Annotated in this window: 26 protein-coding genes; 11 read left to right on the top strand and 15 right to left on the bottom strand. The window is 73.5% G+C overall.

Annotated features, from left to right (window positions below; all coding sequences use genetic code 11):
* The first annotated feature begins 127 nt into the window (after positions 1–127).
* Genes EYB28_RS00895 through EYB28_RS00885 form a run of 3 tightly spaced genes read left to right on the top strand, consistent with a single transcriptional unit; the run spans position 128 to position 3424 of the window.
* Positions 128–1588 carry a sugar ABC transporter substrate-binding protein gene (locus EYB28_RS00895; protein WP_166844062.1) on the top strand — a complete coding sequence of 487 codons (1461 nt, stop codon included), beginning with the start codon at positions 128–130 and terminating at the stop codon, positions 1586–1588.
* Positions 1585–2538, top strand: a complete 954-nt coding sequence (locus tag EYB28_RS00890; protein ID WP_166844060.1) for a carbohydrate ABC transporter permease — start codon at positions 1585–1587, stop codon at positions 2536–2538. The genes EYB28_RS00895 and EYB28_RS00890 overlap by 4 nt, the downstream gene beginning before the upstream one ends.
* 10 nt (positions 2539–2548) lie before the next feature.
* On the top strand, positions 2549–3424 hold the full coding sequence (locus EYB28_RS00885) for a carbohydrate ABC transporter permease (RefSeq protein WP_166844058.1): 876 nt from the start codon (positions 2549–2551) through the stop codon (positions 3422–3424).
* Here EYB28_RS00885 and EYB28_RS00880 read toward each other — a convergent pair.
* Positions 3417–4184: a MarR family transcriptional regulator gene (locus EYB28_RS00880; RefSeq protein ID WP_166844056.1), complete on the bottom strand. Its 768-nt coding sequence runs from the start codon at positions 4182–4184 to the stop codon at positions 3417–3419. The two genes, EYB28_RS00885 and EYB28_RS00880, sit on opposite strands and share 8 nt — an antisense overlap.
* 227 nt (positions 4185–4411) lie before the next feature.
* Here EYB28_RS00880 and EYB28_RS00875 point away from each other — a divergent pair, with 227 nt between their 5' ends.
* Positions 4412–5077, top strand: a complete 666-nt coding sequence (locus EYB28_RS00875) for a DUF4097 family beta strand repeat-containing protein (RefSeq protein WP_166844054.1) — start codon at positions 4412–4414, stop codon at positions 5075–5077.
* 67 nt (positions 5078–5144) lie between these two features.
* The gene (locus tag EYB28_RS00870; protein WP_166844052.1) at positions 5145–5639 is read left to right on the top strand and encodes a pyridoxamine 5'-phosphate oxidase family protein; all 495 of its coding nucleotides are present in this window, start codon (positions 5145–5147) and stop codon (positions 5637–5639) included.
* A gap of 88 nt (positions 5640–5727) precedes the next feature.
* On the opposite strand, the gene EYB28_RS00865 is transcribed toward EYB28_RS00870, so the two are convergent.
* Both EYB28_RS00865 and EYB28_RS00860 read right to left on the bottom strand, forming a co-directional pair.
* Entirely contained in the window at positions 5728–6813 is a 1086-nt protein-coding gene (locus EYB28_RS00865; protein ID WP_166844051.1) for an RDD family protein, read from the bottom strand.
* A gap of 158 nt (positions 6814–6971) precedes the next feature.
* Positions 6972–7418 (bottom strand): MarR family winged helix-turn-helix transcriptional regulator, encoded by a 447-nt coding sequence (locus EYB28_RS00860; protein WP_166844049.1) that lies wholly within the window; start codon positions 7416–7418, stop codon positions 6972–6974.
* Positions 7419–7580: 162 nt separating this feature from the next.
* Here EYB28_RS00860 and EYB28_RS00855 point away from each other — a divergent pair, with 162 nt between their 5' ends.
* The gene (locus EYB28_RS00855; RefSeq protein WP_166844047.1) at positions 7581–8756 is read left to right on the top strand and encodes an MFS transporter; all 1176 of its coding nucleotides are present in this window, start codon (positions 7581–7583) and stop codon (positions 8754–8756) included.
* A gap of 87 nt (positions 8757–8843) precedes the next feature.
* Positions 8844–9590, top strand: a complete 747-nt coding sequence (locus EYB28_RS00850; RefSeq protein ID WP_166844045.1) for an SDR family NAD(P)-dependent oxidoreductase — start codon at positions 8844–8846, stop codon at positions 9588–9590.
* On the opposite strand, the gene EYB28_RS00845 is transcribed toward EYB28_RS00850, so the two are convergent.
* Complete coding sequence (locus tag EYB28_RS00845) at positions 9544–9978, bottom strand: multidrug efflux SMR transporter (protein WP_166844043.1); 435 nt, start codon at positions 9976–9978, stop codon at positions 9544–9546. The genes EYB28_RS00850 and EYB28_RS00845 overlap by 47 nt on opposite strands.
* Position 9979: 1 nt before the next feature.
* Entirely contained in the window at positions 9980–10294 is a 315-nt protein-coding gene (locus EYB28_RS00840) for a multidrug efflux SMR transporter (RefSeq protein WP_166844041.1), read from the bottom strand.
* Between the two features lie 85 nt (positions 10295–10379).
* Here EYB28_RS00840 and EYB28_RS00835 point away from each other — a divergent pair, with 85 nt between their 5' ends.
* Positions 10380–10955 (top strand): TetR/AcrR family transcriptional regulator, encoded by a 576-nt coding sequence (locus EYB28_RS00835; RefSeq protein ID WP_166844039.1) that lies wholly within the window; start codon positions 10380–10382, stop codon positions 10953–10955.
* 18 nt (positions 10956–10973) lie between these two features.
* On the opposite strand, the gene EYB28_RS00830 is transcribed toward EYB28_RS00835, so the two are convergent.
* On the bottom strand, positions 10974–11951 hold the full coding sequence (locus EYB28_RS00830; RefSeq protein WP_166851461.1) for a DUF5937 family protein: 978 nt from the start codon (positions 11949–11951) through the stop codon (positions 10974–10976).
* Positions 11952–12021: 70 nt separating this feature from the next.
* Between EYB28_RS00830 and EYB28_RS00825 the strand changes: the two genes are divergently transcribed.
* Positions 12022–13293 carry an MFS transporter gene (locus EYB28_RS00825; RefSeq protein ID WP_205710804.1) on the top strand — a complete coding sequence of 424 codons (1272 nt, stop codon included), beginning with the start codon at positions 12022–12024 and terminating at the stop codon, positions 13291–13293.
* Here the strand turns inward: EYB28_RS00825 and EYB28_RS00820 are convergent.
* Genes EYB28_RS00820 through EYB28_RS00795 form a run of 6 tightly spaced genes read right to left on the bottom strand, consistent with a single transcriptional unit; the run spans position 13277 to position 21213 of the window.
* Positions 13277–14239: an ROK family protein gene (locus tag EYB28_RS00820; protein WP_166844037.1), complete on the bottom strand. Its 963-nt coding sequence runs from the start codon at positions 14237–14239 to the stop codon at positions 13277–13279. The two genes, EYB28_RS00825 and EYB28_RS00820, sit on opposite strands and share 17 nt — an antisense overlap.
* The gene (locus tag EYB28_RS00815; protein WP_166844035.1) at positions 14236–15759 is read right to left on the bottom strand and encodes a M81 family metallopeptidase; all 1524 of its coding nucleotides are present in this window, start codon (positions 15757–15759) and stop codon (positions 14236–14238) included. Before EYB28_RS00815 ends, EYB28_RS00820 begins: the two co-directional genes overlap by 4 nt.
* A gap of 43 nt (positions 15760–15802) precedes the next feature.
* Positions 15803–17494, bottom strand: a complete 1692-nt coding sequence (locus tag EYB28_RS00810; protein WP_166844033.1) for an ABC transporter ATP-binding protein — start codon at positions 17492–17494, stop codon at positions 15803–15805.
* On the bottom strand, positions 17491–18393 hold the full coding sequence (locus tag EYB28_RS00805; protein ID WP_166844031.1) for an ABC transporter permease: 903 nt from the start codon (positions 18391–18393) through the stop codon (positions 17491–17493). The genes EYB28_RS00810 and EYB28_RS00805 overlap by 4 nt, the downstream gene beginning before the upstream one ends.
* Positions 18390–19379 (bottom strand): ABC transporter permease, encoded by a 990-nt coding sequence (locus tag EYB28_RS00800; RefSeq protein WP_166844029.1) that lies wholly within the window; start codon positions 19377–19379, stop codon positions 18390–18392. The genes EYB28_RS00805 and EYB28_RS00800 overlap by 4 nt, the downstream gene beginning before the upstream one ends.
* Before the next feature lie 13 nt (positions 19380–19392).
* Positions 19393–21213 (bottom strand): peptide ABC transporter substrate-binding protein, encoded by a 1821-nt coding sequence (locus EYB28_RS00795; RefSeq protein ID WP_166844027.1) that lies wholly within the window; start codon positions 21211–21213, stop codon positions 19393–19395.
* Between the two features lie 151 nt (positions 21214–21364).
* Here EYB28_RS00795 and EYB28_RS00790 point away from each other — a divergent pair, with 151 nt between their 5' ends.
* Positions 21365–22483, top strand: a complete 1119-nt coding sequence (locus EYB28_RS00790) for an ROK family transcriptional regulator (protein ID WP_166844025.1) — start codon at positions 21365–21367, stop codon at positions 22481–22483.
* A gap of 94 nt (positions 22484–22577) precedes the next feature.
* Here the strand turns inward: EYB28_RS00790 and EYB28_RS00785 are convergent, their stop codons facing one another.
* Together EYB28_RS00785 and EYB28_RS00780 are read right to left on the bottom strand one after the other, a co-directional pair.
* Complete coding sequence (locus EYB28_RS00785; protein ID WP_166844023.1) at positions 22578–22910, bottom strand: hypothetical protein; 333 nt, start codon at positions 22908–22910, stop codon at positions 22578–22580.
* Positions 22907–23203 carry a hypothetical protein gene (locus EYB28_RS00780; protein ID WP_166844021.1) on the bottom strand — a complete coding sequence of 99 codons (297 nt, stop codon included), beginning with the start codon at positions 23201–23203 and terminating at the stop codon, positions 22907–22909. The genes EYB28_RS00785 and EYB28_RS00780 overlap by 4 nt, the downstream gene beginning before the upstream one ends.
* A gap of 194 nt (positions 23204–23397) precedes the next feature.
* Between EYB28_RS00780 and EYB28_RS00775 the strand changes: the two genes are divergently transcribed.
* On the top strand, positions 23398–24045 hold the full coding sequence (locus tag EYB28_RS00775) for a YdcF family protein (protein ID WP_205710803.1): 648 nt from the start codon (positions 23398–23400) through the stop codon (positions 24043–24045).
* A 21-nt stretch (positions 24046–24066) separates the two neighbouring features.
* Here the strand turns inward: EYB28_RS00775 and EYB28_RS00770 are convergent, their stop codons facing one another.
* Positions 24067–25131: an XRE family transcriptional regulator gene (locus EYB28_RS00770; RefSeq protein ID WP_166844017.1), complete on the bottom strand. Its 1065-nt coding sequence runs from the start codon at positions 25129–25131 to the stop codon at positions 24067–24069.
* Positions 25132–25135: the final 4 nt, after the last annotated feature.

Raw genomic sequence — 25135 nt, 5'->3', positions numbered from 1 at the left:
GGGGGTTGCTCACCTGAGCATATCGGACTACTCTCCAGACAGATGAGCGCAGTGCCGCCTCTCAGATGTGCGCGGCGCTCGCGGTGACCACCAGCGACGACGCGATCGTCCCGACGTGAGGACAGAGATGTTCCGACCACGCGGCGCACCACCCGGGCCCGCCGGCCCGGCACCGGCACGCTCCTCCCGGCGGCCCGCCCGCACCCGCCTCGTCGCCGCGGCGACCGCGGCGGGGCTCGGGCTCGGCCTCACGGCCTGCGCGGGAGCGGGCGCCGTCGGAGGAGGCGACGGCGAGCAGATCGTCGTCGCCATCGTCTCCAACCCGCAGATGCAGGACGCCATCTCGCTGCAGGACGAGTTCCGCGCCGAGCACCCCGGCGTGGACGTGCAGTTCGTGTCGCTGCCCGAGAACGAGGCGCGGGCCAAGATCACCGCGTCCGTCGCCACCGGGGGCGGCGAGTTCGACGTCGTGATGATCTCCAACTACGAGACCCCGATGTGGGCGGAGAACGGCTGGATCGAGAACCTGCAGCCGTACGCCGACGCCACCGAGGGGTACGACCCGGAGGACTTCGTGCCGTCGGTGCGGGACGCGCTGTCCGTGGACGGCGACCTGTACTCCGTGCCGTTCTACGGCGAGTCGTCGTTCCTCGCCTACCGCGAGGACGTCTTCGCCGAGGCGGGGCTCGAGATGCCCGAGCGGCCCACGTGGGACGACGTCCGTGAGCTCGCCGCCGAGCTGGACGACCCCGCCCGCGACTTCTCCGGCATCTGCCTGCGCGGGCTCGCCGGCTGGGGCGAGGTCATGGCACCGATGTCGACCGTGATGAACACCTTCGGCGGCCAGTGGTTCGACGAGGACTGGAACGCCCGCCTCGACTCGCCCGAGGTGCGCGACGCCGTCGAGACCTACGTCGACACCGTGCAGCGGTACGGGCAGCCCGGCGCCGCGACGTCCGGCTTCGGCGACTGCCTCACCCGCTTCGCCCAGGGCAACGCGGCCATGTGGTACGACGCGACGTCGATGGTCTCCTCGATCGAGGACCCGGCGTCGTCCACCGTCGCCGGCGACGTCGGGTACGCGCCCGCGCCCGTGAGCGAGACCGACGCCGCGGGCTGGCTGTACTCCTGGTCGCTCGCCATCCCGTCCACCAGCGAGCACAAGGACGCCGCCTGGGACTTCGTCTCCTGGATGACGGACAAGGACTACATCCGCCTGGTCGGCGAAGAGCTGTCGTGGGAGCGGGTGCCGCCCGGCAGCCGCCTGTCCACCTACGAGATCCCCGAGTACGCGGAGGTGTCCGAGGCGTACGCCGACGAGACCCTCGCGGCGATGAATGCGGCGACGCAGGAGAACACGATGGTCTCGCCGGTGCCGTACCCGGGCATCCAGTTCGTCGGGATCCCGGAGTTCCAGGACCTCGGCACCCGCGTCGGGCAGCAGATGTCCGCCGCGATCGCCGGCCAGCAGAGCGTCGCCGACGCGCTCGAGCAGTCGCAGCGCTACGCGCAGACCGTGGCCGACACCTACCAGGCCGACCAGGACGCCGACGCCGCGCAGGACGCACAGGCCGGAGGGACGCCATGACCACCGTGACCGCGCAGGCCGGGAACATCCGGCGCGCGCAGGCCCAGCGCGCCGCCCGCGGGGAGAAGCACGAGCTGCCCCGCGCCGAGCGCTGGCGCCGGCGGGCCCCGCTGCTCCCCGCGCTGATCTTCACGATCGTCGTCACGCAGATCCCGTTCCTCGTGACGATCTGGTACTCGCTGCACTCGTGGAACCTGCTCAACCCCGGCAGCGAGCAGTTCGTCGGCCTGTCGAACTTCGCCGACATCGCCCGCGACTCGGTGTTCCGCCAGGCGGCGTGGAACTCCGTGGTCATCACCCTGGGGTGCGTCATCGTCGCGATGGCCCTGGGGATCGTCCTCGCGCTGCTGCTCGACCGGCCCTTCCGGGGCCGCGGGCTGGCGCGGACCCTGCTCATCACGCCGTTCCTGCTCATGCCGGTCGCGACGTCGGTGCTGTGGTCCATGGCGATGCTGAACCCGACGTTCGGGCTGTTCAACTGGACCATCGGGCTGGTCGGCATCGACCCGGTCGACTGGACGTCGACCTACCCCGTGGTCTCCATCCTGTTCGCGCTCGTGTGGCAGTGGACGCCGTTCATGATGCTGCTCGTCCTCGCCGGGCTACAGGCCCAGCCGAAGGACGTGCTGGAGGCCGCCCAGATGGACGGCGCCGGGTGGTGGCGCACGTTCGCGTCGATCACGCTGCCGCAGCTGCGCCGGTACATCGAGCTCGGCCTGCTGCTGGGGATCATCTACGTGGTCAACACGTTCGACCAGATCTACCTCATGACGGCGGGCGGGCCCGGGACCGAGAGCGCCAACCTGCCCTTCTACATCTACCAGCGCGCCTTCCTCGGCTTCGACGTCGGGCAGGCCGCCGCGATGGGCGTGGTCGTCGTGATCGCCACGATCATCGTCGCCTCCGCCGCGCTGCGCCTCATCTTCCGCAGCTTCGACGTCAAGGATTGAGGAGCACGGAATGTCCACGACCGCAGTCCCGACGCCCGTCACGGCGCGCCCCGCGCCGCGCCGTGAGGGCCCGCGGCGCCGGCGTGCCGCCGGCACCCTGCTGACCACCCTCACCTGGATCCTCGCCCTCGGGTTCTTCTTCCCCGTGGCCTGGCTGGCGATGACGGCGTTCAAGCAGGAGGCCGAGGCGCAGTCCGACCCGCCGACGTTCTTCTTCACCCCGACCCTCGACCAGTTCCGTGCCGTCATGGACGGCGCCGGCGTCTACGTGCTCAACTCCGTCATCGCCACGGGCGTGTCGACGGTGCTCGTGCTGGCGCTCGGCATCCCGGCGGCCTACGCGCTGTCGATCCGGCCGGTGGAGAAGGTCAGCGACGTGCTGTTCTTCTTCATCTCGACCAAGATGCTGCCGGTCGTGGCCGTCATCGTGCCGATCTACGTGATCGCGGGCCGCATCCACGCGCTCGACAACATCTGGACCCTCGTCGTGCTCTACACGGCGATGAACCTGCCGCTCGCGGTGTGGATGATGCGTTCGTTCTTCCAGGAGATCCCCGCCGAGGTGCTGGAGGCCGCGGCGATGGACGGCGCCGGGCTGATGAAGACGCTGCGCTCCGTGCTGATCCCCATGGTGGCCCCCGGCATCGCCGCCACGGCGCTCATCTGCGTGATCTTCGCGTGGAACGAGTTCTTCTTCGCGCTCAACCTCACGGCGGCGCAGGCCGCCACGGTGCCGATCTTCATCGTGTCGACCATGACGAGCGAGGGCCTCTTCCTCGCCCGTCTGTGCGCCGCCGCCCTGCTCGCCTCCCTGCCGGTGATCCTCGCCGGGTGGATCGCGCAGAAGCAGCTCGTGCGCGGCCTGTCGATGGGCGCGATCAAGTAGCAGGACCGTCCGGACCGCCGGGGCCGTCCGGCTCGGGCGGTCCGGGCCGCTCCGGCGGCCCGGTGTGGAGCAGCTCGCGCGCCTGCTCCGCCGCGCGGGCGATGCTCTCGCCCACGAAGTCGACGAAGCGCGCCATGTTCTCGAGCCGCGCGCCGGCCTGGGTGTCGCGGCCCAGGAGGCCGACCCCCTGGCGCGCGACCTCCGCCATCTGGGCGTTGGAGCGGGCGGCGGCGATCATCGACTGGTACCAGGCGTCGCCGTCCGCGACGTAGCGCTCGCGGCGTCCCTCCTCCCGCTCGCGGCGGACCAGGCCGAGGTTCTCCAGGAGGGCGACCGCCTTGGACACCGACGCGGGGCTGACCCGCAGCGCCCCCACGAGCTCGGCGGCCGTGAGGCTGCCCGACTCGGCGACGTACAGGCGCGTGAGCACGGCCGCCGCCATGCGGGGGAGCCCCGACTCCATGAGCAGGGTCGTGAAGGACTCCTCGTACTCGCGCAGGGCCGCGTCGTCCTGCCCGGCCGGCGCCGGCGCCCCGGCGCCGCGGCGGGCGGACGGGCGTCGGCGGTGGGCCCGCTGCTGCGTGGCATGTTGCGCCAGGTCGGCGCGGTAACCCGTGGGGCCGCCGTTGCGCATCACCTCGCGCGTGACCGTCGACGTCGGCCTGTCGAGCCGGCGGGCGATCTCCGCGTAAGCGAGGTCGTCGGCCAGGCCGAGCGCGATCTGCTGGCGCTCTGCGGCGGTGAGCCGACCTCCCGGCATGGGTGTCCTCCTCGGTCGTGAGGAGGACACCGTACGTTCACGTCGCATCGGATGCAACGGACCGGGGACGGACACTTGCGTTGATATCCCATCCTCACGCAACGATATATGTCTGTGACCTGCAAAAACGTCCCTTAGATGCAACATTGATCTTGCCGAACATGCGAACGCAACATAGCGTTTCTCATGTCAGAAACACATCGCACCGACCGCAGGAGCTGAGCACGATGCAGACCTTCGACACCCCCGCTCCCGTGTCCGCCGTCGTCGACGTCCCGGCCGGGCACCTCACCTTCGTCGCCGCGGACCGCACCGACACCACGGTCGACGTCCGGCCCGCCGACGCCTCCAGGGGCCGCGACGTCAAGGCCGCCGAGCAGACCGCGGTCGAGTACGCTGACGGCGTCCTGCGTGTGACCGGTCCCGACGGGCGCCGCACCTTCGGCCCCTCCGGCTCGGTGGAGGTCACGGTCCAGCTGCCCGCCGGGTCGGGCGTCGAGGTCACGGCCGCGAGCGCCCCGCTGCGCGGCGTCGGGCGCCTCGGCGACGTCGTCGTCGAGACCGCGCACGGCGACATCAAGCTCGACGAGGCCGCGAGCGCGCGCCTCGCCACGCAGGCCGGCGACGTCGCCGTCGGGCGCCTCACGGGCGACGGCGTGCTGAGCACCGCGAAGGGTGACCTCCGCGTGGACGAGGCCGTGCGCGGCACGCTGGACCTGCGCACCCAGGCGGGCGACGTGACGGTCGGCGTCGCGTCCGGCGTCACGGCGTCCCTCGACGCCGGCACGACGCTGGGCCGCGTCCGCGACGAGATCACCAACAGCGGTCGCGACGTCCAGGTGGCGATCCGCGCGACCACCACGCTGGGTGACGTCTCGGCGCACAGCCGCTGAGCCCGGCCCGCGAGCACCGGGCCCGCCGGGGCGACGAGTTCCGTCGCCCCGGCGGGTCTGCCTCGTCATGGATGACACCGGACAGCTCGACGCACGCTTCAGCGAGGCCTCCGACCCCACGCCGTGGACGGTGGTCGACGCCGCGCTCACGGCCGCGCCCCTCTACCGGATCACGACCGTCCGGCGGGACGGCCGCCCGCACGTCACGCCCCTCGTCGGGCTGTGGACGGACGGTGGCTTCGTGTTCTGCACCGGCCCGGCGGAGCAGAAGAGCCGCAACCTGGAGCGGAACGACCGGGTCGCGGTCACGGTCGGCTCGGAGGCCTGGGACGCGGGGCTCGACGTCGTGGTGGAGGGCGCCGCCGTCCGCGTCACCGGCGGCGCGGAGCTCCGCCGCCTCGCCGACGCGTACCGCGCCAAGTACGGCGACGCGTGGGACTTCGAGAACGACGACGAGGTCTTCGACCCGCACGGCCAGCGGGCGCCCGTCTACCGGGTGGCGGTGGACAAGGTGATCGCCTTCGCCAAGTCGCCCCACGGGCAGACGACGTTCCGGCCCTGACGGGATCCTGGCAGGAGAACCGGGTGGGATCCGGGCACGAGACCCGACAGGCGGCACCGACCGGTCCGTCGACCGCCCGGCGCCGTCGTCACGGGACGCGCCGGGCGGCCGCGATCGGCGGGATGACGCCGGAGCACTCGGCGAGCACGGTCCCGCCGTCGCCCAGGAGCTGCGTGGTCGCCGTCCAGCCGGTGACGTCCTCGGAGGTCGCGGTCCGCGCGGTGGCCAGCACCGTGCCGGGCATCGACGACGCCGGGCCCGGCGCGGCGCCGTCGTCCGGCAGCGCGCGCGGCACGGTGCCGCCGGGGGAGCGCACGAGGACGACGGCGTGCAGGCCGTCGGGGAGATCGCCCGGCTCGCCGTCGGTGTCGGTGGTGCCGGGGGCCTCGTCGCTCCAGCCGGCGTCGAGGTGCCAGGTGTTCTGGACGGCGCGGGAAATGCCGAGCCGCGTCTCCCAGGACGTCGTGCGCGACGCGGTGATCATCGCGGTCAGCGGCACCGGTTCCGTCACCATGCAGAGGGTCTCGTCCGCGCTCCCCGTCTCCGACGCGCTGCCGGGGACGAGGCTCATCGCCGCCGCCCCGGCGCACAGCACCAGCGCGGCCGCCCCGGTGGCGCGGCGGGGCCAGCGCAGCCCGGGGGCGGACCGGTCGCGCAGCCGCCGTGCGCGCGCGACCCACGGGTGCGGCTCGGGCGTCGTCGTGTGGACGGCGACCGTGCCGAGCAAGGAGTCCGCGAAGGTCCGGCCCTCCGGGTGCCAGGCGGCCCGCAGGTAGCCGACGAGCAGGATCGAGTCGAGCACGTGCGCGAGCCAGCGCAGCACGGTGCCGAGGAGGCCGATCGGGCGCCCGGAGCCGGCATCGACCACCGAGACGCCGACCACCCGCTTGCCCGGCGTCATCCCGGTGTACCCCTGCAGCGCCCCGAGAGCGAGCAGCGTCGCGGCGGCCCAGCCGGTGCCGCCGGCCTCCGCCGGGTCGCCGAGGCCTGGCAGCGCGGCGAGGGACGGCGGGTCGCCGGTGGCGAGGAACGCGACGCCGGCGACGACGGCCGAGTCGAGCAGGACGGCCAGGGCGCGCAGGCCCCACGGGGCCTTCGGTCGCTCCGGCGTGAACGGGCCGAGGGGCCCCGGGCCGACCTCGGCGTGGGACGTCGGGGAGCTCGTCGTCGCCATGGTTCGGATCGTCCCACGTCAGGGTGCCGGGACGCGTGTCAGACGCCGGTGGCTGTGGGTGCGGAGACGGTCGGTGTTCCACGACGATTCCCGTGCAGCTGCGTACCCACAGCGAGTCCGGGGCGAGAGCGCCTCGCCGCCGTCCTCGATCCGTCCGGTTACGACGCGGCGCGCGTGTGCAGTGCCGCGGCGAGCGGGGCGATCTCCGGGATCTCCTCGGCCCGGGCGAGGGCGTCGGCGAGCGTGCGGTCGTGGGTGGGCCGGGCGGCGTCGAGGAGCGCGCGGCCGTCCGGGGTGAGCTCGGTGTAGATGCCGCGGCGGTCGTCGGCGCACAGGACGCGCGTGAGCAGCCCGCGGTCCTCCAGGCGCGAGACGAGGCGCGTGGTCGCGCTGCTCGACAGGGCGGCGGCGCGGGCGAGCTGGGCCATGCGCATGTGCCAGCCGTCCTGGCGGCTGAGCGCGTCCAGCACGGTGAACTCCACCACGGAGAGCCGGTGCTCCTTCTGCAGCGCCCGCTCCAGGTCGGTCTCGATCAGGCCGTGCAGCGCCGCGAGGGTGCGCCATCCCCGTGCGCGGACCTCGACGGCGTCGTCGGCGATACCCATGTCTGTCGGCCTCCTCGTGTCCCGGTCACCAGGATACGACCTTGCGCGCTTAGGCGGCGCGTGCAACTATCGAGAACATTGCGTGTGCAACTACTGCACACGCAGGTAGTTGCGTCCGGTGAATGTCCTGGACGTGTCCGTACCTCGTCCACTGGAGGCTCGATGCCTGCCGCGCTCTACGCCCTCGCCCTCGGAGGCTTCGGGATCGGCCTGACCGAGTTCGTCATCATGGGGCTGCTGCCCGACGTGTCCGCCGACTTCGGTGTCACCGAGACGGTCGCCGGCTACCTCATCTCCGGCTACGCCCTGTCCGTCGCGGTCGGTGCCATCGCGATGACCGCCGCCCTGTCCCGCGTCCCCCGCAAGCGGGCCCTGCTGCTGCTCATGGTCCTGTTCATCGCCGGCAACCTGCTGTGCGCGCTCGCCCCCACCTACGCGATGACGATGGTCGGCCGGGTCGTCGCGGCCCTCTGCCACGGCGCGTTCTTCGGCATCGGCGCGGTGGTCGCGGCCGACCTGGTCCCCGCGCACCGCCGGGCCGGCGCCATCTCGATCATGTTCGCGGGGCTCACCGTGGCCAACGTGCTCGGGGTCCCGCTCGGCACCTTCCTCGGCCAGGCGGCCGGCTGGCGCTCCACCTTCGGAGCGATCACGGTCGTCGGCGCCCTCGGGCTCGTCGGTATCGCGCTGCTCGTCCCCGCCACCGCGCACCGCTCCACCGGCTCCGTGCTGTCGGAGTTCCGGATCTTCCGCGAGCGCCAGGTCTGGCTCTCGATGGCGGTCACCGTGCTCGGCTACGGCGGCATGTTCGGCGCGTTCAGCTACATCGCGTTCACCCTGACCGAGGTCAGCGGCTTCGACAGCGCCGCCGTCCCGTGGCTCCTCGTCGTCTTCGGGCTCGGCATGGTCGCGGGGAACGCGGTCGGCGGCCGCGCCGCCGACCGCGACCTGGTCAGGTCCCTGACCGCCGTGCTCGGCGTCCTCACCGCCGTCCTCGCGCTCTTCGCGCTGACGGCGTCCAGCCCCGTCGCGACCGTCGTGGCACTGGTCCTCATGGGCGGCTTCGGCTTCGCGACCGTCCCGGCGCTGCAGACCCGGATCATGCGCTACGCCGACGCCGCCCCCACCCTCGGGTCGGGCGCGAACATCGCCGCCTTCAACGTCGGCAACGCGTTCGGCGCGTGGGCGGCGGGGCTCGCCCTGGCGGCGGGCGCCGGGTACACGTCTCCGCTGTGGGTGGGTGCCGCGATCACCCTCGCCGGCCTCGGCGTCCTCGTCGTCGCCACCCGCGTCCGCGGCGGCGAACGGGTCCGCGTGCCCGCACTGGTGCGGGCCTGACACCCCGCCTCGCTGTGGGTACGAGAATGGTCCCGGGCCGGTCGCGATCCGGGACCGTTCTCGTACCCACAGCGCAGAGGAGCACCGATGTCCACAGCACGCGTCGCCGTCGTCACCGGAGCCAGCGGCGGGATCGGCGCGGCGAGCGCCCGTGCCCTGGCGGCGGCGGGGTTCACCGTCGTCCTCGGCGCGCGCCGCATGGACCGCCTCGAGCGGGTGGCGGCCGAGACGGGCGGCGTCGCCGTCCCGCTCGACGTCACCGACGACGCCTCCGTCGAGGCGTTCGCGCGGGCGGTCGACGAGCGGTTCGGGCGTTGCGACCTGCTCGTCAACAACGCCGGCGGCGCGCTGGGGGCGGACCCGGTGGCGGAGGCCGACCTGGCCGACTGGCAGCGCATGTACGACATCAACGTGCTCGGCACGGTGCGCGTCACCAAGGCGCTGCTGCCGAGGCTGGTCGCGTCCGGCGACGGCCAGGTCATCACCATCGGGTCCATCGCTGGCCGCGAGCCCTACAAGGGCGGCGCCGGCTACAACGCCGCCAAGCACGCCGAGGCGGCGCTCACCCGTGTGCTGCGCCTGGAGCTGCTCGGCCAGCCGGTGCGCGTCAGCGAGATCGACCCGGGCATGGTGCACACCGACTTCTCCCTGGTGCGCTTCAAGGGCGACCAGGAGCGGGCGGACGCCGTCTATGCCGGGGCCGAGCCGCTCACGGCCGAGGACGTCGCCGAGACCGTGGCGTGGGTCGCCACCCGCCCGGCGCACGTGAACGTCGACCAGATCCTGCTCATGCCCCGCGACCAGGTCGCGGCGCAGGTCGTGCACCGGCGCTGACCGCGGGCTCCTCGTCCGGGCCGTCGTGCCCGTCGTCGTGCCCCGCGTCGTCGTGGCCGACCAGCTTGAGGCCGACGGCGCACCCGACGATGCCGGCGAGGAACAGGACCTTGAGCGCGCTGACCGTCTCGGTGCCGGTGGTCATCGACCACGCGACGGTGAGGGCCGCGCCGATGCCGGTCCAGATCGCGTAGGCCGTGCCGATCGGGATGTGCTTGGCCGCATAGCCGAGGCCCAGCATGCTCAGGGTCAGCGCGACCAGGAACACGACCGTGTCGGCGAGCACGGTGAACCCGTGGCTCGCGTCCAGCGCGGTCGCCCAGACGGCCTCCAGCACCGCGCTGGCCAGCAGGACGCCCCAGGCGAGCCCGTTGCTCCGCGTGCTCATCTCAACCCACCACCTTGAGCCCGACGACGCACCCGACGAGCCCCAGCAGGAGCAGGAGCCGGGCGGTGGAAAGCTTCTCCTCGCCCCGGAGGATCGACACGACCACGGTGAGCACCGCGCCGATCCCGACCCACACCGCGTAGGCGGTGCCGACCGGGATGGTGAGCATGGCGTGCGCCAGCCCCCACATGCTCAGCGCGAGCGTGACGACGAAGATCACCGTCGGCCAGAGTCTCTTGAAGCCGCGGGAGGCGCTGAGGGCGGTCGCCCATCCGGCCTCCATGACGCCGGCCGCGATCAGGATCACCCAGTCCACGGCGCACGCTCCTCTCGAGTCTTATTCGCACGATCGTGCGAATATAGTTCTAGCACACTTCGCACGACTGTGCGAACATGGGCTCGTGCCGCAACGACTCGACCGTGACGAACGCCGGCGCCAGGTGTCGGAGGCGGCGTGGCGGGTGCTCGTCCGCGACGGTCTCGGTGCCCTGTCCGTGCGCAACGTGGCCGCCGAGGCCGGCCTGCCGCAGAGCTCGCTGCGCTACACGTTCCCCACCGTGGCGAGCGTGCGCGAGCGGGCCGTCGCCCTCGTCCTCGAGCGGCTGCGCGAGCGCGTCGACGCCGTCCCCGGCACGGGGGAGGAGTGGGCGCGGGGCGTGCTCGCCGAGCTGCTCCCGCTCGACGCCGAGCGCCGCACCGAGATGGAGGTCTACCTCGCCCTCGGCACCGCCGCGATGACCGACCCCACGCTGCGCCAGGCGCACCGCGCCGCGCAGGACGCCGTGCGCGACGTCTGCGCTCGCGCCCTCGCCGCGCTCACCGGCGCGCCGTCCGACCCCGCCACCGTCAGCGAGGTGCACGCCCTCGTCGACGGCCTCGCGCTGCACGTCGTGCGGCAGGACCCCGACGCCGACGCGTCCTGGGCGCGCGAGGTGCTGGACGCTCACCTCGGCAGACGCTCCGACCGCCAGTCCTGACCGGCACGGCGTGCCCGGTCAGCGCCGCGCCCCGCCGACGAGGGCATCGCCCACCTCCGAGCGCAGGTACAGCACCGAGCGCCCGGCGCGGGCGGACGTGAGCAGCCCGGCGTCCCGCAGCACCCGCAGGTGCTGGTTCACCGCGCTGGTGCTCACGCCGAGGCGGCCGGCCAGCTCGGTGGACGACGCCGGGTGCTCCAGCGCCGTGAGCAGCCCGGCCCGCACGCGGCCCAGGACCGCCGCGACGGCGCCGCCGGCCGCGTCCTGGAGCGCCTGCCGGTCCGGCTGCCAGAGCGTCCCGGTGCCGCGGCTGCCGTACATGATCATCGGCGGTTCGTGGGGCGAGATGGGGCATGACGCGGCCCGCGTGAACAGGGTGGGCACCAGCGTGAGCCCTACCCCCGACGTGGCGCGGTGCAGGTCGAGCCGGTGGGTCGTCAGCCGCACGCTCACCACCCCGTCGGCGAAGGACACCCGCTCCGCCAGGGAGCCGAACATCGCCCCCGCGCCGCCCGCGGACAGGACGGTCCCGCGGTGCACGACGTCGGCCTGCAGCACGGCGCGCATCCTGGGCCAGGACGGTGCGAAACAGGCGTCCCAGTAGTCCGCGAGCGCCGTCATGATCCGCCGGCGGACCTGGGGGACGGGGCCGCGCAGCGGTGCCGGGAGGCCCTGCGGGTGGACGGTGGCGAGGCCGGCCGCGACCACGTCGTCCGGGACCGCCTCGACCAGGGCCAGCTCGTCGTCCAGCCGGGTCAGCGGGCCGCGCGGGCGCTGGCTGAGGAAGTCGGGCGTCCACATGAGGTCGTTCGTCAGGGCTGTGAGGACCTCGACGTCGAGCCGGTCGCGCGCCTCCTGCGTACGGCGCAGCCACGGCAGGTGCACCGGGAAGCGGCCCGGGTCTCGCCACGTGCGCAGCGAGAGCGTGAGCTCGTTCAGCGGCGACACCGCGAAGCGCACGTCGGCCAGGTCCATGCCCGCGAGCTCGTAGTGCATCCACCCCACCCGATGAAGGATATTCCTTCATCAGTTCGCCTCCGCGGGCAGCCGGGGCGTACTGGTGCCCGTGATCGACACCCTGCTCCCGCGCGACCCCGTGGCCCGGGCCCTGACCTTCTCGACGATGGCGCTCGCGGCGTCGAACGGCATCTTCTACGCCGTGTCCGCGCTGTACTTCACGCGCGTCGTGGGACTCTCCGCGGGCACGGTCGGCCTGGGGCTGGGGATCGCCGGCGGGGCGGGCGTCGTCGGGGCGTTCCTCGCCGGCCGCTGGTCGGACCGGTGGGGCGCGCACCGCGTGCAGGTGTGGGGCGTGGCCGTCCAGGCGCTCGCGCTCGCCGCCTACACCTTCACCGACCAGGCGCCGGCGTTCACCCTCGTCGCCGTCGTCGCGGTGGGCGCCCGCGGCGTGCACTCCACGGCCCGCCAGGCGCTGCTGGCCCGCTGGTTCACCGGACCCGAGCGGGTCGCGGTGCGGGCCCGGCTGCGCGTCGTGATGAACGTGTTCATCGGGCTGGGCACGCTGGCCGCGGCGCTCGCGCTCGTGCTCGGCACGGCGGCCGCCTACCGCACGGCGATGGTCGTGACGGCGGTGCTGCTGCTCGGCGCGGTCGTGCCGCTGGTCCGGCTGCCGCGCCGGGTGCCGGACCTCGCCGCCCGGCTGCTCGCCGACGCGCCCCGCGGCGCGACGACGGGGGAGCGCACCGACGAGCCGCGACGTCCCGTGTGGCGCGACGGCACCTACGTGGCGTCGGTGGTGCTCAACGCGGTCGTCGCGATGCAGTTCGGCGTCATGACGGTCGGCGTGCCGCTGTGGGTCGCCACCACCGACGCGCCTACCGCCGTCGTCTCCGGCCTGCTCGTCGTCAACACGGTGATGGTCGCGCTGCTGCAGGTCCGGGCGTCGCGGGGGACGGACGACGTCGCGCGCGCCGGGCGGGCGGTCCGTCGCGGGGCCCTCCTGCTCGCGGTGGCGTGCGTGCTGTACGCGGCGGCGGGCCACGGGAGCCTCGTGGCGGCGACCGTCCTCCTCGTCCTCGCCGCCGCCGCGCACTCCCTCGGCGAGGTGCTGTCCGAGGCCGGCGGGTGGGGCATGGCCTTCGAGCTCGCCGACACCCGGCGCGCCGGGTCCTACCAGGGGCTCTCGCAGACGGGGTACGCCCTCGCGGCCATGGCGGCGCCGATCGTCGTCACGGCGCTGCCGATCCGGTTCGGCACCCCCGGCTGGCTGGCGCTGGGCGCGATCTTCGTCGCCGCGGGCGCCGGGGCGGCGGCGCTGGCCCGGTGGGCGGCCGGCCGGCGGGTGTCGGAGCCTGGTCGCGTCACGTCGACGGCGTGAGCACCCCGGCCGGTTCGTCGTCCACGACGGCGCGGGCGGCGAGGGCCGCGCCGGCGGCCCCGGCCCAGGGGCCGAGCTCGGCCGTGACGACGGGCGGCACGTGGTGGAACGTCGCCCGTCGGCGCACGGCGTCGCGGGCGGGCGCCACGATGACGTCCTCCGCCTGCGCGAGCCCGCCGCCGATCACGATCAGGCCGGGGTCGAGCGTCGCGACCACGCCGAGCAGGACGGCGGCGAGGGCGTCGACGGCGGTCGCGGCGACGTCCCGGGCCGCGGCGTCGCCCTGCCGCGCGGCGTCGACGACGGCCTGCGCGCCGGGGTCCGGGTCCGTCCCGGCGGCGACCGCGTCCCGGGCCCGGCCCTGGCCCGCCTGGTGCCACCGCCGCACCAGGTGCGGCCCGCCGATGAACGTCTCGAGGCAGCCGCGCTGCCCGCACGAGCACGGCGCCCCGTGCGGGTCGAGGCTGAGGTGGCCGATCTCCCCGGCCGCGAGGTGCGCGCCGCGCTGCACGGTGCCGCCGACGACGTGCTTGCCGGCGATCCCGGTGCCGAGCGCGACGACGTAGACGTCGTCGTGGCCGCGGCCGGCGCCCCGCAGGGCCTCGGCGCCGGCGGAGGCCTCGCCGTCGTTCAGGGTGCGCACCGGGGCGCCGATGACGCCCGCGAGCCGCGCGCCCAGGTCGTGGCCCTCGATCCACGGCAGGTTGACGCAGGCCAGCACGGTGCCGTCCGGGTCGACGAGGCCCGGCACCGTCAGGCCCGCGCCCGCGACGGCCCGCCCGCCGAGGAAGCCCACCACTGCGGCGACCAGGTCGTCCGCCAGCGCCGGGCCCCGGGGCGTCGCGACCTGGGCGCGGTCGACCGTGGTGCCGTCGTCCGTCTCCAGCAGCAGCTTGGTCGAGGTGCCGCCGAGGTCGATCCCGAGCAGGAGTCGTGGCTCGGTCACGCGGTGGCCTCGTCCCGCGTCCGCCGCGGCGCCCCGTCGTGGGGCGCGATCACGCGGGCGGTGAGGTCCGGGTCGGTGTCGAACGCGTCGTAGGGGAACATCGGCCGCTGGATGCGGCGGTGGCCGAGGCGCACCAGGTCCTGGTCGACCGGCCCCGGCGTGAGCGCGAGCGTCCAGCCGCGGGCGGCGTCGTAGAGGGTGGGCTCGAGGTAGCCGATCTTCGTCACGACGACGTCGGCGTCGGCGACGGGCAGCCCGATCGCGGCGAAGTCCGCCACGTCGTGGAACGCCTTGCGGTGCTCGGTGACGATCACCCGCAGGCCGCCGACGGCGATCACGGCGATGCGGCCGGCGTCCGGGTCGCCGTCGGTGAGGCTCACGAGCGTGCCGGTGATCCGCACGGGCCCGGACACCCGGTCGTCCACGCGGGCTCCGGCGGTCACGTCGACGGCGTCGCCGGGCGCGTGCGCGGCGAGCGCCTCGACCGCGGCGGCGTCGAAGATCGACGCGACGTACGTCAGCGGGGCGCCCGGCCCGGTGAGCTCGGGCATGGCCAGCAGGCGCGTCAGCGTCCAGGTGACGTCGCCGGTGCCGCCCGCGCCCGGGTTGTCCCCGGAGTCGCTGATGAAGTACGGACGCTCGGTGCTCGCCAGCGCCTCGCGGACGCCGTCGTCGAGGCTGCCGGGCGGGCCGACGAACGCGAAGTCGTCGCGCACGTCCCACATGCGGCGGGCGAGGGCCTCCGCCTCGGCGGCGACGACGTCGGGCGCGGACCCGGTGACGACGACGCTCGCGTGGCAGCGCGGCTCGTCGGCCCAGGCGTACCCGATCCACAGGGAGGCGTCGAGCACGCCGTCGCGGGCCTCCACGTCCGCGATCGACGCGTACAGGCTGCGCGCGGGCTCCACGCGCGTGGACGTCTTCTCGCCGGGCAGCAGGATGGGCACCGGCACCCACGCGCGCACGGGCCGCGTGCCCGTGCGCCACTGGTCCACGAGGTTGCGGGCGGCGCGCTCGCGGGTCTCCCACGCGTCCTCGTGCGGGGCGAGCCGGTAGCAGGTGGGCAGCTCCACCTGCTCGAAGAACCGGGGCGAGACGTTGCCGTGCAGGTCCATGGTGGCGCCGATCAGCGGCTCGGGGCCGACGACGTCGCGGATCGCGGCGACGAGGTCCCCCTCGGCGTCGTCCATGCCCACCACCGACATCGCGCCGTGCAGGTCGAGGTAGACGGCGTCCAGCGGCGCGTCCTCGTGCAGCGCCCGCAGCCCGGAGACGATGCGGTCGCGGAACTCGGCGTACACCTCGGGCAGCACGGCGCCGCCCGGGATGGAGCGGGCGTCGAACACGGGCAGCCACTCGGCGGCCTCGCGCAGCGGCTCGCCGGGTGCGAGGAACGGGTAGCGCGCCAGCAGGTCGTCCCCGGACAGGGTGCGGAAGTCGCGGTGCCCGGCGCGGTGCGCGGCGTACGCGGAGGACTCGATCGCCGTGCCGGCGATCGCGATGCGGGGTCGGGTGCTCACGGGAGCTCCTGGGTCTCGGTGCTGGTGGGGCGGGGAGCGGGGGTCAGGACGCGGCGAGCCGCAGCTCGCGGCGGCGGCGCTGCTCGGCCGGGTCGGGGGAGGGGACGGCGGTCACGAGGCGGCGGGCGTACTCGTGCCGCGGCGAGACGAGCACCTGCGTGGCGGGGCCCTGCTCGACGATCTCGCCGGAGCGCATCACCGCCACCCGGTCGGCGATGGCGTGCACGACGGCCAGGTCGTGGCTGATGAACAGGCACCCGAACCCGAACTCGGCGTGCACGTCGCGCAGCACGTCGAGCACCTGCTGCTGCACGGACACGTCGAGCGCGGAGGTGGGCTCGTCGGCGATGAGCAGGCCGGGGCGCAGCGTGAGCGCCCGGGCGAGCGCGACCCGCTGCCGCTGCCCGCCGGACAGCTCGTGGGGAAACCGGTCGATCGTGCCGGCGGGCAGCCGGACGGCGTCGAGCAGCTCGGCGACGCGCCGCCGCCGCTCCGCCGGGCCGGGGCGGCCCGCGACGGCGGGGTGCATGCGGAAGGGCTCGGCCACCGACTGCCCGACGGTCATGCGGGGGTCCAGGGACCCGGCGGGGTCCTGGAACACGATGCCGACCCGGGCCCGCAGCGCCCGCACCCGGCGGCCGTGCCCGCGCAGGTGCTCGCCGAGCACCACGGCCTCGCCCTCGCTGAGGGGCATGAGGCCGACGGCGGCGCGGGCCAGCGTGGACTTGCCGGAGCCGGACTCGCCGACGACGCCGACGATCTCCCGCGGCCCGACGGTGAGGTCGACGCCGTGCACGGCGCGGAAGCGGCGCACGCCCCGGCCGTAGTCGACGCACGCGCCGCGCAGCCGCAGGGCGTCGGGGGCCGCGTCCTCCCCGGGCGCGGCGGCCTCGACGACCTCGTCCGCCTCCGTCACCGCGTCGAGCGCGGGCTCCGGCAGCACGGGCACCGCGGCGAGCAGCCGCCGCGTGTACGGGTGCTCGGGCTCGGCGAGCACCCGGGCGATCGGCCCGTGCTCCACCACGAGACCGTGGTGCATCACGCACACCTCGTCCGCGATGTCGGCGACGACGCCCATGTTGTGCGTGATGAGCAACAGCGCGGCACCGCGGCCGACGACGAGGCGGCGCAGCAGGTCGAGGATCTCGGCCTGCACCGTGACGTCGAGGGCGGTGGTCGGCTCGTCGGCGATGATGAGCTCCGGCTCGCACGCGATCGCGATCGCGATGACGACCCGCTGGCGCTGCCCGCCGGAGAACTCGTGCGGGTACCGGCGGGACCGCGCCCGCGCGTCCGGGATGCCGACCTCCTCCAGCAGCTCCACGGCGCGCTCGTCGGCCGCGGCGGCGGCGACGCCGTGGTTGCGCAGAGCCTCGGCCACCTGCGCGCCGACCGGCATGCTCGGGTTGAGCGCCGTCATCGGCTCCTGGAAGACCATGCCCACGCGCCCGCCGCGCAGCGTCCGCAGGCCCGCCGCGTCCAGGGCGAGAGGATCCTGGTCGCCGACGCCGATCGTGCCGGTGGTGCGCGCGGTGCGCGGCAGCAGCCGCAGCACCGACATCGCGGTGACGCTCTTGCCGGAGCCGGACTCGCCGACGAGCGCGAGCACCCGCCCGGGGGCGACGTCCAGCGTCACGCCGCGGACGGCCTCGACGGTGCCGCCCTCCGAGGCGAAGTCGACCCGCAGGTCGCGGATGCGCAGGGTGGCCGGAGAGTTCGGGGGTGCGGTGGTCACGAGCGTCGTCCCTTCACGTCGAGCATGTCGCGCAGGCCGTCGCCGATGAAGTTGAAGGCGCACACGACGGCGACGATGGCGAGGCCGGCGGGCAGGATCAGCCACCACGCCCCGGAGTAGACCAGCGAGATGCCGGAGCTGAGCATGGCGCCCCAGTCGGTCGACGGCGGCTGCACGCCCATGCCGAGGTAGCTCAGGTACGCCACGAGCAGGATGGCGTCGGCCACCTGGAACGTCGCGTTGACCACCACCGTGCCCACGGTGTTGGGCACGATGTGGCGCAGGACGGCGCGCCCGTGGGTGCCGCCGCCGGCCCGCACCGCGAGCACGTACTCGCGGGTCTTGAGGGAGACGGCCTCGGCGCGCACCAGCCGGGCCGGGACCAGCCACGAGACCAGGCCGATGACGACGACGAGCAGCGGCACCGAGGGGCGGGTGATCGCGGAGACCACCAGCAGCAGGAAGATCGCCGGGATCGCGATGCCGGCGTCGACCACGCGCATCATCGCGGCGTCCACCCAGCCGCCGACGTACCCGGCGACGGCGCCCCACAGGGTGCCGACGAGGGTGGCGAGGATGCCGGCGGCGAGGCCCACGACGAGCGACACCCGCCCGGCGATCATCAGCCGGCCGAGCACGTCGTAGCCGACGGCGTCGGTGCCGAGCGGATGCCCGGCGCCCGGCGGGAGGTTCGCGTTCGCCAGGTCGGTGTGCACCTGGTCGGTCGGGTACACCAGCGGGCCGAGGACGCTGAACAGCACCAGCAGCACCAGGATCGCCAGGCCGACGACCGCCATCCGGTTGGCGAGGAAACGGCGCAGCCCGCGGCCGCGCGGCGCGGCGGTGGGCGGTCCGGGCACGATGTCGGTCGTGCCGGTGGTCGCGGGGGTGGTCGTCATCGCAGCCCTCCTCGGGTGCGCGGGTCGACGGCGGCCTGGGTGAGGTCCGCCAGGAGCGAGCCGGCCACGGTCGCGACCGCGATGACCAGCACGCAGCCCAGCAGCACCGGGAAGTCGCTGGCCTGCGCGGAGCTCCAGAAGAGCAGCCCCATGCCGGGGTAGTTGAAGAGCTGCTCGACGACGAGCGCGCCGCCGAACACGACCGGGACCTGGTAGCCGAGCATCGCGATGACCGGGGTCAGGGAGTTGCGCACCACGTGGCGGCGCAGCACGGCGCGCTCGCTCGTGCCCTTGGCCCGTGCCGTGCGCACGTAGTCCTCGGCGAGGTTGTCGATCGTCGACGAGCGCGCGTACCGGCTGAACGTCGCCACCGCGACGAGCGAGCCGGTGAGCACCGGCAGCACCAGGGCCTTCGGCTCGGCCAGCACCTCGGCGACCGTCTGCCCCTGCGGCGCGAGCGCCGGCAGAACGCCGAGCCACTGCGAGAACACGATGACGAGCAGCAGCCCGAGGAAGAAGCTCGGGGTGGAGTAGAGGACGACGGCGAGCGTCGTCGTCGAGTAGTCGAACGCCGAGTTGCGCCGGGCCGCCTGCCGCACCCCGAGCGGCAGGGCGACCGCGACGGCCACGACGAGGGACAGCACCGTGAGCAGCAGCGTCTTCGGCAGGCGCTCGCCGATGGCGTCGGCCACCGGCATGTTCATCACGTAGGACGTGCCGAGGTCGCCGTGCAGCAGCCGGTCGAGGAACGCCAGGTACTGCTGAGGCAGGGGGTCGTCGAAGCCGTTCGCGGCGTTGAACGCCGCGATCTGCTCGGGCGTCGCCGTCTGCCCGAGGACCCCGCGCGCGGGGCCCCCGGGCAGCGCCTGCAGGAGGAGGAAGACCACCACGGTCACGAGCAGGACGACGAGCAGGGCCTGGCCGGTGCGGCGCAGGACGTAGTGGAGCAGGGGCGAGCGCGCCCATCCGCGCGTGGTCGTGGTCATCGGGTCTGTCTCCTCAGTCCGCCCAGGCCCAGCGCTGGGGGTAGAAGTTCGCCCCCGGGTCCTGGGTGGTGCCGGTCAGCCCGTCGGCGATCACGGACACCTGGTACACGGGGTTCGGCAGCCACATGACGGGCAGGTCCTTCGCGAGCAGCGCCGAGTAGTCCGCCATCGTGCCGGTCTCGTTGGACAGCACGGCGTCCTCCAGGAGCCGGTCGGCCTCCGGGTTGGAGTAGCTGCCGAAGTTCGCGGTGCCGCCGGTGCCGAAGATGCGCTCGCCGGTCGGGTAGGCGCCGAAGTACCAGCTGCCGGCCGTGCCGAAGAAGCTGAGCTGCCACGAGCACTCGTCGTCGCCCGGCTCGCAGGGCACCGTGCGCGACAGCACCTGGTTGAGCGGTGCCTTGTCGAGCCGGACCTGCACCCCGACCTGCTCGAGGGCGGACTGGATCTCGGCGAACTGGTTGTCGGTCTCCTGCGAGCCGCTCTGGACGAGGAACGACACCTCCATGCGGGTGCCCTCGTCGACGCCCTCGCCGCACCGGTCGTCGCCGGTGCCGGGGGAGGTGCAGGTGAGCACGCCGTCGTCGCCGGGCGTCCAGCCGTGCTCGGCGAACAGCGTCTTCGCGGCGTCCAGGTCGAACGGGTAGGGGTTGTCCGCCTGCACGTCGGACAGGTAGTCCGTGGCGGGGTTCTGCGGCACGGGCCCGTAGCCGGGCTCGGCACCGCCGCGCCAGACGGCCTCGGAGATGCTCTCCTGGTCGACGGCGTGCTGCAGCGCCTGGCGCACGTACAGCTGCGAGAACACGGCGCCCATGTCGGGGTTGTGGAAGTTGTACGGCATGTACGTCACGGACCAGCCGTTCCACGGCACGACCTCATAGCCGAGCGACGTGTACTGGTCCTTCTCGGCCAGCGCCGACGTCGGGATGTAGCCGTAGTCCACCGAGCCGGCGCGCACGGCGTTCACCTCGGCGTCGCCGCTGGTGAACGGCAGCAGGTTGACCTGCTCGGACTGCGCCGCGTCGTCGCCGTCGTAGGCGTCGTTGCGGGTGAGCTCGACCTCGCCGTTGGTGGCGAACCCGGACAGCTCGAACGGGCCGGAGACGACCTGCCACAGCGGGTTCGACGCGTAGGAGGACACGTCCTCGGCGGCGCCGGTGAGGTACTCGAAGATCTTCCGGGCCTCCTTCGGGTCCCGGTCGCCGTCGCCGGGCTCGGCGTCGTCGGAGGTCTTCGCCCACGCGTGCTGCGGCAGCGGGGTGATGAGCGTGAGCTGCGTGGAGGTGAACCAGTCCTGGTTGTAGGCCTGGTCGAGGGTGAGGACGACGGTCTTCTCGTCCGGAGTCTCCACGGCGGTGACGTCGTCCGGCATCCGGCCCTCGGAGTACGACGCCCACTGGTCCTTGTTGGCCTTGACCAGGTTGAACCAGAACTCCACGTCGCGGGACGTGACGGGCTCGCCGTCGTTCCAGTGCATGTCCTTGAGGGTGACCGTCACCTGCGTGCCGTCGTCGGAGTACTCGATCGACTCGGCCACGGACGCCTGCTCGTCGAGCGTGACGTCGTCGCCGCGGCTGCCGTTGAACTCGACGAGCCGCGGCCAGAGCGTGTTCTGGATGGAGACGTTGTGGGTCGCGAGCGTGCCCGGGGTGCCGATCGGCAGGATCCAGTTGGGCGTGGCGTTCGGCGGCAGCGCGTAGTTGACGACCGACTCGCCGCCGGTCGAGGAGGTGGTGTCGCCGGTGGAGCCGCCACCGCAGGCGGCCAGGGAGAGCGCCACCGTGGTGGCGGCGGTCGCGCACACCGTGCGTCGGACCGCGGAGGAGAAACGGGACATGCCTAGCTCCAATGCTGACGGACGTTTCGACGGCATTGAACACTAGACTCTGGTTGTAGTGCAAAGTATCGGTGGGGTTACCTGGCTGTTGCGGCGGAACCGGAGCGCATATGCTCACCACCACTTCGTTCGCGTACGAAAGAAGGGCCGAGTGTCAGCGGAGATCATCGAGCTGGTGGCGACAGGGCAGGCCGCGACCCGCGCCGACCTCGCGCGGCTCCTGGGGTGGGCCCCCTCGACCGTGTCCCTGCGGGTGGGGCAGCTCGTCGAGGCGGGCGTGCTGCTCGAGGGCGAGCTCGCCCCCTCGCGGGGCGGGCGCCCGGGACGCGCGCTGCGGGTGCGCGACGACGGCGAGTGCGTCGCCGTCGCCGACGTCGGCGGCCACCACGCGCGCACCGCCCTGCTGGACCTGTCCGGCGACCTCGTCGACGTCGTCGAGATCGAGGTCGACGTCGCGCAGGGCCCGGTCGAGACGCTCGCGCGCATCCGGGAGCAGTGGGCCGTGATGGCGCGGGGACGCTCGATCGCCGGGGTGGGGCTCGCCCTGCCCGGCCCGGTCGACCACCACCGGCGCTCCATCGTGCAGGCGTCCCGCATGCCCGGCTGGAACGACGTGCCCGTGGGCGACCTGCTGGAGCAGGAGGCCGGCGTGCCCGCCGTCGTCGAGAACGACGCCAACGCCATCGCCCTCGGCGAGCACTACGCCCGGGCCGAGCACGACTTCGACTCCGTCACGATCAAGGCCGGCACCGCGATCGGCAGCGGCCTCGTGGTCGGCGGGCACGTCTACCACGGGTGGTCGGCGGGCGCGGGGAACATCACCCACACCCGCGTCGACGCCGCCGACGCCACGCCCTGCTCCTGCGGCAACCGCGGCTGCCTGGAGACCGTCGCCTCCGGCGCCGGGATCGTGCGCCTCCTGCAGGCCCGGGGCTCGGACGTGACCACCACCGCCGAGGTCGTCGACCTGGCGAACGACGGCGACCCCGAGGTCACCACCCTCGTCCGCGCCGCCGGCGGCTACCTCGGCGCCGTGCTGTGCACCATCGTCAACTTCGTCAACCCCGGCGCCGTCTACCTCGGCGGCGCGCTGTCCGCCGTGGAGCCGTTCATCGCCGCCGTCCGCAGCCGCGTCTACGACGGCTCGCACCCCATCGCCACCGGCCGCCTCACCATCGAGGCCGCCGTCAACGGCGCCGACGCCGGCGTCGTCGGGGTCGGCCGCCTCGCCGTCGCCGAGGCGCACCGCTCCCGCGCCGGCCGGTCGTGAGGTCGTACCGCAGGTCGTCCGGTCGTACGCGCGGAGTACGACCGGACGACCGGCGGTACGACCTCGGCGGTTCCGGCCGGAGCGTGGCGACGGATCAGCGACCCGGCCGGGCGAGATCGAGCGTGTAGGTGCCCTCGTCGTAGCGGTACCTCGCGCGGCCGTCCTCGGTGCGGCCGTAGGCGAAGCCCGCGGCCGCGAGGGCGCGCTCCAGGTCGAGCAGGGTGCGCCCGACGGCGGCGGAAAGGTCGGCCCGGCGGACCCACAGGGCGTCGGCGTCCCCGGTCCAGATCTCGCACGACGCCAGCTCCGGGCCGGTCCCGCGAAGACGGACGCGGACGGCCACCGGATAGGTGCGGGGGTGGATCTCGTCGGCCAGGGCGCGGATCCGCGCCACGAGCGCTCCGGCGGTCGCACCGGTGCCGGTCATGCCGGCGCCCCGACCGGGTCCCGCAGCGCGCCGCGCACATGGAGCTCGAGCCCGTCACGCTCCCCGGACCAGTCGGTGAACCCGGGGGCGATCATCCGGTGGTCCAGCGGGACGTCGCAGCCGAGTGTCGTGGCGATCCGCTCGCCCTCGGACAGGTCGGCCGGCTGCAGGCAGATGCGTCCGCGCGTCAGAGTGACCTGCGCGATCCGCTCGGAGCCGACCGTCGTGAGCGTCTCGACGACGACGTCGAGCGCCCGGGCCAGCGGCTCGCAGTCCTTCTTCCTGAGTCTCATCGGGTTCTCCTCCTCGTGCGGCGGGCGCTCCGTGCGCGCCGTCACGCCGTGATCCGTCCACGCACCACTGTCCTGTTCGATCACTCCTGCGTGGAGGGCATTCAGAGAGCCGCGGCAGGGCAATCTGCGCCGGCATGGGCCGGTCCTCTCCTCGAAGGACCGCGGGTCCATGGTCGCGTGCCAGACTGGCGGCCATGGCTGCGCGAACGGTGATGCAGGATGCGCAGGTCCTCTGGGACTTCCATCAGATTCCGGACGACCGACGTCCTACCGACGTCGGGATCGCGCTCGGTGGCCACGACATCGGCGTGGCTGAGCATGCAGCAGAGCTGTATCGCCAGGAGCGTTTTCCGGTCGTGGTCTTCACTGGGGCGAACGCGCCCACGACGGTGGAACGATTCCCGCGCGGGGAGGCGGTTCACTTCTCCGAGCGTGCGCAGGAGCTCGGGGTCCCCACGGACGCGATGATCATCGAGCCGAGGGCGACGAACACCAGTGAGAACGTCACGTTGACGCAGGAGCGGCTTCTTCGCGACGGCGTCGAACCGGAGTCCGCGACGATCATCAGTCGCCCGTACCAGCAGCGACGGGCGTGGGCGACGGCGAGGAAGGTCTGGCCGGAGCTCGAACTCGTGTGCTCGGCCAGATGGCTGTCGCTGCACGACTACATCGAGCACATCGGGGATGAGCATCGGGTTCTGACGATGCTGGTCGGGGACACCCAGCGGCTGTGGGTATACGCCGAGAAGGGGTTCGCCGTTCCAGTGGAGGTTCCTGCCCTCGTCCGTGATGCGTACGACCGCCTGGTCGACGCCGGGTTCACGAGCCGGCTGGTCGCGTAGAGGCCTGCGTGCGTCAGGTCCTCAGCTCACCGGCACACCGAGAAGGTGCCCGAGCCGGGTGAGCGCGGCACCGGGCCGCCGCGGGGCGGTGGCGACCAATCGGTTCACGACGTCCTTCGTGATGCGGTGGTTGCGGACTTGCGACGGTGCGGTCGTCTCCGCCCGAACCAGCGTCGCGAGCGCGTCCTCGGGTTTCCCGACGGCCAGGCTGGCTCGGGCGACGTCCAGATGTAGCCGAACCTGGCGCTCGACCGGGAGATGACCGACGTCGAGCCCTCCTCCGACGGACAGAACCGTATCCATGTCGCCGAGCGCGGCGGCGACGTTCGCACAGTGGATGGCCACGTTGGTCGGTCCGAACGCGGTCCACAGGTCGTTGCGATCGGTCCCGACGGCATCGGCAGCATGTTGAGACTCGTCGAGGTAGGTCGCGGCGAGTCGCGGTTCGCCGTGGCCGGCTGCGAGAACGGCACCGGTCAGGAGGATGGTGCCGTAGACGGACGCGGATGCCGAGCTACGTGCCATCCCGGACCGGAAGGAGTCGATGGCGGCGGCGATGCTGGTGAGGGCGTCGCCATGGTGGCCCGCCACGGCCATTGCGAAGGCGGCGGTGCGCAGGAGCGAGAGTCGGAGACGGGCGTCGTCAGCGGCCTCGGCGGCCAGAATGCCGCGCTCGGCGGCGACCCAGGCGATGTCTGCGTGAGAGGCCTTGGTCAGCATGATCGCCGCGATCTGGTGTGCGAGCGCCCTGACATGCGGTTCCGATCCGGGGCTCAGGCCGTACATGGCTTCGGTCGCGTGCGCGACCGCCCGCTCGTAGTGCCCGTCCTGGAAGGCAGTGAAGGCCGCGGCGACGTGCTGTTTCTGTGCCGTGCCATCACCGGTGTCATACGGTCGGCGAGGGCCGGGAATTCCTGTCAACAGGGCTCGGCGCAGTGCGCCGATGGTGCCGTCTGGGCACTCGACCGCGGTCTCGGCCTGCTGGGGCGCCGAGGCCCAGGAGGCCGGGTCGGAGATGGGGGCCGAGGTGCGGCCACGGGGGGTCGGTCGGAATCCGAGTTCGGCGTCCGATCCGGCCCCGAGCACGGCT

This window comes from Isoptericola sp. BMS4 (assembly GCF_011634835.1).
Taxonomy (GTDB): Bacteria; Actinomycetota; Actinomycetes; order Actinomycetales; family Cellulomonadaceae; genus Isoptericola.
The sequence above is the reverse complement of the archived record's forward strand: the minus strand, read 5'-3'. Positions and strand labels throughout refer to the sequence as shown.